Here is a 6,400-nt window from a genome sequence, read left to right as displayed (position 1 = left end):
ATCCACCGCAAGACGCCCACACAAGTCACCTGCGCACACTGTCAAAGATCAATCACTTGCGACCGTTTCTTCCGATCGCCCCGAAACATTTCGTCCCGGGTGAGCCGCTTACTATACATCGTCTTCCGTATCCGTCAACAACTTTTTCGAAGAAATTTTTCATTCGAGGTTGTTGGGGTGGAACCTCCGAAGCGGTAGCGTCTCGCTGCGGGGGAGGAAAATAATAGCTCCCATTCGGCATGCTTGTGAAGGGGTCATGCGAACTTTTTTTCACGACGATGACACATCGCAGTGACGCTACACTCGCGCGCACCCCAAACCACAAGGCTGCATCTATATATGAAGCGCATGATTGCCCCGCTGCTGTTCGTATGGATGGGAAGCGCCATGGCGGCGCCGACGCCCGCGACGCCTGGCGTCACGCTGCACGGGCAGCGGTTTTCCACTGAGTTCGCGACGACGGATGAGACTCGCGCACTAGGACTGATGAACCGAAAGGAGCTCGCTGCCGATCACAGCATGCTCTTCATCTTCGCGGATACGGATGAGCGCTCCTTCTGGATGAAGAACACGCTCATCCCGCTGGACATCCTTTACTTCGATGCCAACCGCAAGCTCGTATCGATGCAGTTGAACGTGCCGCCATGCAAGGCCGATCCCTGCCCCAGCTACCCGAGCAATGCGCCCGCGCGTTACGTGCTGGAGCTCAAGGCGGGTACGGTCAGCCGTATCGGCGCGCAGGTGGGTGATGAACTATCTGTAGAGGGTTCGCCCGGCGCAGTGCAGTGATTTGCCGGCTGCGTGGCGCAGGGAAGCCCTACGCGGTAAGGAACGAGCGATTCGAGGCTGAGGTTTTCCAGCGCGTCCCAATCATCTTCGAACGGAATGAACTGCTGCATGCGATGACTCCCTTTCTCCTGCGCCAGCGCCTGTAGGCTGACGCAGGGTCATCACAGCACACGGCCCGGTCAACGAAATGACAAATTCGGGCCGATTTGGGATGAGTGCGGTCGAGGTCAGTCGACTTCGATCATCTCGAAGTCATCCTTGGTGGCGCCGCAGTCCGGGCACGTCCACGTATCGGGCACATCAGCCCAACGCGTGCCAGGCTCGATGCCTTCCTCGGGGAGCCCCAGGGCCTCGTCATAGATAAAGCCGCAGACCACACACATCCACTTGCGCAGGTTGCCGGTTTCGGTGGAGCTCTGACTCATTGGTGCACTGCTTTCATCAAGGGAACAGAATGCGCATTCTCGCAACTCACCTGTCCGTGCGAAAGCGTACGGCGTCAATTCACAAAGCTTTATGCCCCATCGATTCCCAACTCGCGGCCTTTACGCCATCACGGACGGCCCCCGTGACGATCTCGTCAATGTCGTTGCCGAAGCCATCCAGGGCGGCGCGCGCCTGGTCCAGTACCGCGACAAGACGCCCGACCAGGCCCGTCGCGTCCTGGAGGCCGGCGCCCTGCATGAGCTCTGCCGCGAGCACGGTGTACCCCTGATCATCAACGACGACGTGGCCCTGGCCCTCACCATCCAGGCCGAGGGCGTGCATCTGGGCGAGGACGATGACGCCATCACCGACGCCCGCGAGGCGCTGGGCCCGGACGCCATCATCGGCGTGTCTTGCTACGACTCGCTGGAGCGCGCCCGGGACCTCGTCGCCGCCGGTGCCGACTACATTGCCTTTGGCGCCTTCTTCCCCTCGCCTACCAAGCCCCAGGCCCGGCGCGCGGCCCTGGACTTGCTGCGGCAGAGCGCCGCGCTCCGCGTGCCACGAGTGGCGATTGGCGGGATCACCCACGAAAATGGGGGATTGCTGGTGGACGCCGGCGCCGATTACCTGGCCGCCATTTCGGCGGTATTTCGCGCCGATGACGTGCGCGCCGCCGCCCAGAGCTTCACCGACCTGTTTCCTGCTAACCCCGGATTGCCTTCATGACGACCAACCACGAACTTTTCCAGCGCGCCCGCCAACTGATGCCCGGCGGCGTGAATTCCCCCGTGCGCGCGTTCAACTCGGTCGGTGGCGAGCCCTTCTTCACAGCCCGCGCCGATGGCCCGTACCTGTGGGACGTGGAAGGCAAGCGCTACATCGACTACGTGGGCTCCTGGGGCCCGATGATCGTCGGCCATAATCATCCGCACGTGCGCGAAGCCGTCGAGCGCGCCGTCATGAACGGCCTTTCCTACGGCACGCCCTGCCCCGCCGAGATCACCATGGCCGAGGCGATCACCCGCCTGGTGCCGTCGATCGACATGGTGCGCATGGTCAACTCGGGCACCGAAGCGACCATGTCGGCGATCCGCCTGGCGCGTGGCGCCACCGGCCGCAGCAAGATCGTCAAGTTCGAAGGCTGCTACCACGGCCACGGCGACAGCTTCCTGGTGAAGGCCGGTTCCGGCGCGCTCACCTTCGGCGTGCCGACGTCGCCGGGCGTGCCCAAGGCCAGCGCGGATCTGACGCTCACGCTGGCCTACAACGATCTCGCCGCCGCCGAAGCGCTCTTCGCCGAACATGGCGACGACATCGCCGGCCTGATCATCGAGCCGGTCGCCGGCAACATGAACTGCATTCCGCCGAAGGACGGCTACCTGCAGGGCCTGCGCGAGCTGTGCACGCGCCATGGCGCCCTGCTCATCTTCGACGAAGTGATGACGGGCTTCCGCGTGGCCCTGGGCGGCGCACAGGCGCACTACGGCATCACCCCGGATATCAGCACCTTCGGCAAGATCATTGGCGGCGGCATGCCCGTGGGCGCCTATGGTGGCCGACGCGAACTGATGGAGCAGATCGCGCCCGCCGGCCCGATCTACCAGGCCGGCACGCTCAGCGGCAATCCGGTCGCGATGGCGGCGGGCCTGGCCATGCTGGAACTGATCCAGGCGCCGGGTTTCTACGAGTCGCTCGCCGCGCGCACGCGCCTGCTCACGGATGGCCTGCAGGCCGTGGCCGATGGCGAAGGCATCCCTTTCAGCACCAACCGCGTGGGCGGCATGTTCGGCCTGTTCTTCACGGCAGAGAAAGTGGAGAGCTACACCCAGGCCACCGCAGCCGACACGACGCTGTTCAACCGCTTCTTCCACGGCATGCTGGAGCGCGGCGTATACCTGGCGCCGTCGGCGTTCGAAGCGGGCTTCGTATCCAGCGCGCACACCGACGACGACATCGCCGCCACGCTGGAAGCCGCACGCCAGACGCTGAAAGCCATCCGCGCGTGAACCTTCGCTGCGTGCTGTTCGATTTCGATGGCGTGCTTGCCGATTACGACAAGCACGTCCGCGTGGCGCATCTTGCCCAGGCGATCGGCAGCACCTTCGCGCGTGTCCAGCACGCCATCTATGGCTCGGGCATCGAAGACGCCGCCGACCGCGGTGAGCTCGATGCCCAGGCTTACCTCGAGGCGCTGAGTCGCGAAGCCGGAGCCGAGATCACCGCTTCGGACTGGATCGCCGCGCGCCGTGCCGCCACTCGCCTGCGCCCTGATGTCATGGACACGGTCGAGCGGGTCGCCCGGCGCGCCGAGGTTGCGCTGCTGACCAATAACGGCGAACTCATGGCGTCCTCACTGGGCGACATCGCTCCCGGGCTGTTCCCACGTTTCACCGCGCGCTGCCATGCGTCCGCCCAGTTCGGCACCAGCAAGCCGGATCCCGCCGTCTACTCGTCCTGCCTGCGCCGCCTGCAGCACGAGCCGGCACGCACGCTCTTCATCGACGACAATGCCGACAATGTTGCCGGTGCACGCATCGCCGGCCTGCACGTCCATCACTACCAGACGTACACGGCCTTCCTTGACGCACTGGCGGCATACGATCTGCTCTGATCACGATGGCGGGATGCCGGCCGACATCCTAAGCTCCACCGCCACACGCATCGCCTATCGAAGACAAGGCGCACCACGATGAACACCACGCCGCGCGGCATGCCGCATCTCGATCTCGGCCCGGCACCGGGCGCACCGTGGCGCCGCCGTTGGTTTGGCATCATCTTTGGACATGACGATCGCGCAGGGCGGCTGTTCGACCTGCTGCTGATGCTGGCGATCCTGTCGAGCATCGTCGTCACCGTACTCGACTCCGTCGCCGACCTGCATTTTCGCCTTGGCACGTGGTTCCTTGCGTTGGAATGGATCTTCACGGTGATCTTCACCGTGGAGTACGTTGCGCGCATCGCCGTGGTCGACAAGCCACGCGGCTACATCTTCAGCTTCTTCGGCGTCGTCGATCTGCTGGCCGTATTGCCGACGTATGCGAGCCTTTTCCTTGCCGGCAGCCAGTACCTGCTGGTGATCCGTGCACTACGCATCCTGCGCATCTTCCGCGTCCTGAAGATGACGCGTTACGTCGACGAATCAAATGTGCTCTGGTCCACGCTGATCAAGTCGCGACGGAAGATCTTCATTTTCGTCAGCACGATTCTCACCCTGGTGCTTATCTTCGGCGCGCTGATGTACCTGATCGAAGGGCCGGACAACGGCTTCAGCAGCATTCCGCGTTCGATGTACTGGGCGATCGTGACGATGACCACGGTGGGATTCGGCGACATCACGCCGCATACGACGCTCGGCCAGTTCGTCACGTCACTGATCATGCTGGTGGGCTACAGCATCATCGCCGTGCCCACCGGCATTTTTGCGGCGGAGCTCGCCGCCGGCATGCGCCAGGCGCAGATGCGGCGCATCACGTGCCACACCTGCCATCTGGCCACGCACGAGCAGGATGCGCGCTATTGCCGGAACTGCGGGACCGCGCTGGAGCACGGTCCCGAGTGACGATCAGGGCTTCTCGCGCGGGAAGTCCTGAAGGGCCGCACGAAAACGCGCCAGGCCTTCGGCAAGATCGGCATCGCTGATATTGAGCGGCGGCACGAAACGCAAGACGTCCGGACCTGCCTGCAACACGAGCAATCCATGGCCTGCGGCGTAATCAAGGATTTCGCCGGCGCGACCCTTGTACGCATCGGCCAGCACGGCGCCGAGCATCAATCCGCGACCGCGCACCTGCGAGAACAAGCCCGTTTCGGCCTGGATAGCCGCAAGGCCATCACGCAATGCCTGCGACTGGCGCGCCACGTTGGCGAGGATCTCCGCTGATCCAAGTTTGCGCAGTGCCACGCGCGCGACGGCAGCCGCCAGCGGGTTGCCGCCGAACGTCGTGCCGTGCGCACCGAACTGCATCACCTCGGCGACCTTGGGTCCGGCCAGCATCGCGCCAATCGGGAATCCGCAGCCCAGCGCCTTGGCGAGCGTCACGATGTCCGGCGTGACCTCGTCCTGCGCATGGGCGAACAAGGTGCCGGTACGACCCATGCCGCACTGGATCTCGTCGAGCACCAGCAAGGCGTTGTACTGATCGCACAGTTCACGCACCCGCTTGATGAAACCGGGTGCGGCGGGCAGCACGCCACCCTCGCCCTGCACCGGTTCCAGCATCACGGCCGACACGTCGCCCTGGGCGAACGCCGCTTCCAGTGCGGGCACGTCGTTGAAATCGAGATAGCGGAAACCACCGGGCAGCGGTTCGTAGCTTTCCTGGTACTTCGGCTGGGCGGTCGCCGTGACAGCTGCCAGCGTGCGGCCATGGAACGAACCGCGGAACGTGACGATCACCCGCTGTTCTGGCGGCCGGCCCTGCTGCGAGGCCCATTTGCGCACCAGCTTGATGGCCGCTTCGTTCGCCTCCGTGCCGGAGTTGCACAGGAACACGCGCGTGGCAAAGCCCGACGCATCCACCAACTCCTGCGCCAGGTGCAGCGGCGGCTCGGTGTAGAACACGTTGCTGCTGTGCCACAGCTTGTGCGCCTGCGTGGTCAGGGCGTCGAGCAGGTCCGGGTCCTGGTGGCCCAGCGCGTTCACCGCGATGCCGGCGCCCAGATCCACGTAATCGCGGCCCTCGGCATCCCACACGCGCGACCCCTTGCCGTGGTCGAGTACGACTTCACGGGGTCGATAGACCGGCAGCCAGTAGCGCTTGCCAAGGTCGATCAGGGGCGTGGACGGGGATTCCGGCGAGTGCATGCGAGGCTCCGGGCGAGGCCTTGGGGCCGCGCCAAAGGTAGGAAAAGGGCAGGTGCGCGCGTAGGGACGCGGCGCTATTCATCGTACGACCTGGGGGTGGGGTTTGCACGCGATGCAGCAACGATGGTGTCGGCCTGCAGCGGCGTCATCTCAAGCCGGCGCGCGACTGTTCATGCCGCAGCGACATGTATCGCCAGCGTTACAGATGTGAAGGCGAAGCTTGTGGAGGCCCATGGATCGCCACTCGAAGGCGGTGCAGGGCCGTCCTGGTGTTCGCTTCTGTTACAACCGGCGCCGACCAATGTCGAGCTATCTCATTGAATTTAATGCGACTTGATGAAGACTCTCGCTTGGCACAACGCTTGCCATCTATTCGGC

7 protein-coding genes are annotated in these 6,400 nt (G+C 64.2%); 5 read left to right on the top strand and 2 right to left on the bottom strand.

What is annotated here, in order from left to right:
• Nucleotides 1–339 precede the first annotated feature (339 nt).
• Complete coding sequence (locus EYV96_RS17415) at nucleotides 340–789, top strand: DUF192 domain-containing protein (protein ID WP_131152833.1); 450 nt, start codon at nucleotides 340–342, stop codon at nucleotides 787–789.
• Nucleotides 790–1,016: 227 nt separating this feature from the next.
• Here EYV96_RS17415 and EYV96_RS17410 read toward each other — a convergent pair whose 3' ends face one another.
• Nucleotides 1,017–1,214 (bottom strand): rubredoxin, encoded by a 198-nt coding sequence (locus EYV96_RS17410; protein WP_131152832.1) that lies wholly within the window; start codon nucleotides 1,212–1,214, stop codon nucleotides 1,017–1,019.
• 91 nt (nucleotides 1,215–1,305) lie between these two features.
• On the opposite strand from EYV96_RS17410, the gene thiE reads away from it, so the two are divergent.
• The 4 genes from thiE (at nucleotide 1,306) to EYV96_RS17390 (ending at nucleotide 4,777) form a co-directional block, all read left to right on the top strand.
• The gene (thiE, locus tag EYV96_RS17405) at nucleotides 1,306–1,944 is read left to right on the top strand and encodes a thiamine phosphate synthase (protein WP_131152831.1); all 639 of its coding nucleotides are present in this window, start codon (nucleotides 1,306–1,308) and stop codon (nucleotides 1,942–1,944) included.
• The gene (gene hemL, locus EYV96_RS17400; RefSeq protein WP_131152830.1) at nucleotides 1,941–3,224 is read left to right on the top strand and encodes a glutamate-1-semialdehyde 2,1-aminomutase; all 1,284 of its coding nucleotides are present in this window, start codon (nucleotides 1,941–1,943) and stop codon (nucleotides 3,222–3,224) included. The genes thiE and hemL overlap by 4 nt, the downstream gene beginning before the upstream one ends.
• Nucleotides 3,221–3,829 (top strand): HAD-IA family hydrolase, encoded by a 609-nt coding sequence (locus tag EYV96_RS17395; RefSeq protein WP_165488723.1) that lies wholly within the window; start codon nucleotides 3,221–3,223, stop codon nucleotides 3,827–3,829. Before hemL ends, EYV96_RS17395 begins: the two co-directional genes overlap by 4 nt.
• Before the next feature lie 78 nt (nucleotides 3,830–3,907).
• Nucleotides 3,908–4,777 carry an ion transporter gene (locus EYV96_RS17390; RefSeq protein WP_240732638.1) on the top strand — a complete coding sequence of 290 codons (870 nt, stop codon included), beginning with the start codon at nucleotides 3,908–3,910 and terminating at the stop codon, nucleotides 4,775–4,777.
• A 3-nt stretch (nucleotides 4,778–4,780) separates the two neighbouring features.
• Here EYV96_RS17390 and EYV96_RS17385 read toward each other — a convergent pair whose 3' ends face one another.
• Nucleotides 4,781–6,022, bottom strand: a complete 1,242-nt coding sequence (locus EYV96_RS17385) for an acetylornithine transaminase (RefSeq protein WP_131152829.1) — start codon at nucleotides 6,020–6,022, stop codon at nucleotides 4,781–4,783.
• Nucleotides 6,023–6,400 lie beyond the last annotated feature (378 nt).

The organism is Dyella terrae (genome assembly GCF_004322705.1).
Classification (GTDB): Bacteria; Pseudomonadota; Gammaproteobacteria; order Xanthomonadales; family Rhodanobacteraceae; genus Dyella_D; species Dyella_D terrae.
Note: the sequence above shows the minus strand (reverse complement) of the source record. Positions and strands in the feature narration are given on the sequence as shown.

Coding starts and splice junctions, on each gene's coding strand:
- EYV96_RS17415 (WP_131152833.1), top strand. CDS start 340: ATGAAGCGCATGATTGCCCCGCTGCTGTTCGTATGGATGGGAAGCGCC.
- EYV96_RS17410 (WP_131152832.1), bottom strand. CDS start 1,214: ATGAGTCAGAGCTCCACCGAAACCGGCAACCTGCGCAAGTGGATGTGT.
- thiE (WP_131152831.1), top strand. CDS start 1,306: ATGCCCCATCGATTCCCAACTCGCGGCCTTTACGCCATCACGGACGGC.
- hemL (WP_131152830.1), top strand. CDS start 1,941: ATGACGACCAACCACGAACTTTTCCAGCGCGCCCGCCAACTGATGCCC.
- EYV96_RS17390 (WP_240732638.1), top strand. CDS start 3,908: ATGAACACCACGCCGCGCGGCATGCCGCATCTCGATCTCGGCCCGGCA.
- EYV96_RS17385 (WP_131152829.1), bottom strand. CDS start 6,022: ATGCACTCGCCGGAATCCCCGTCCACGCCCCTGATCGACCTTGGCAAG.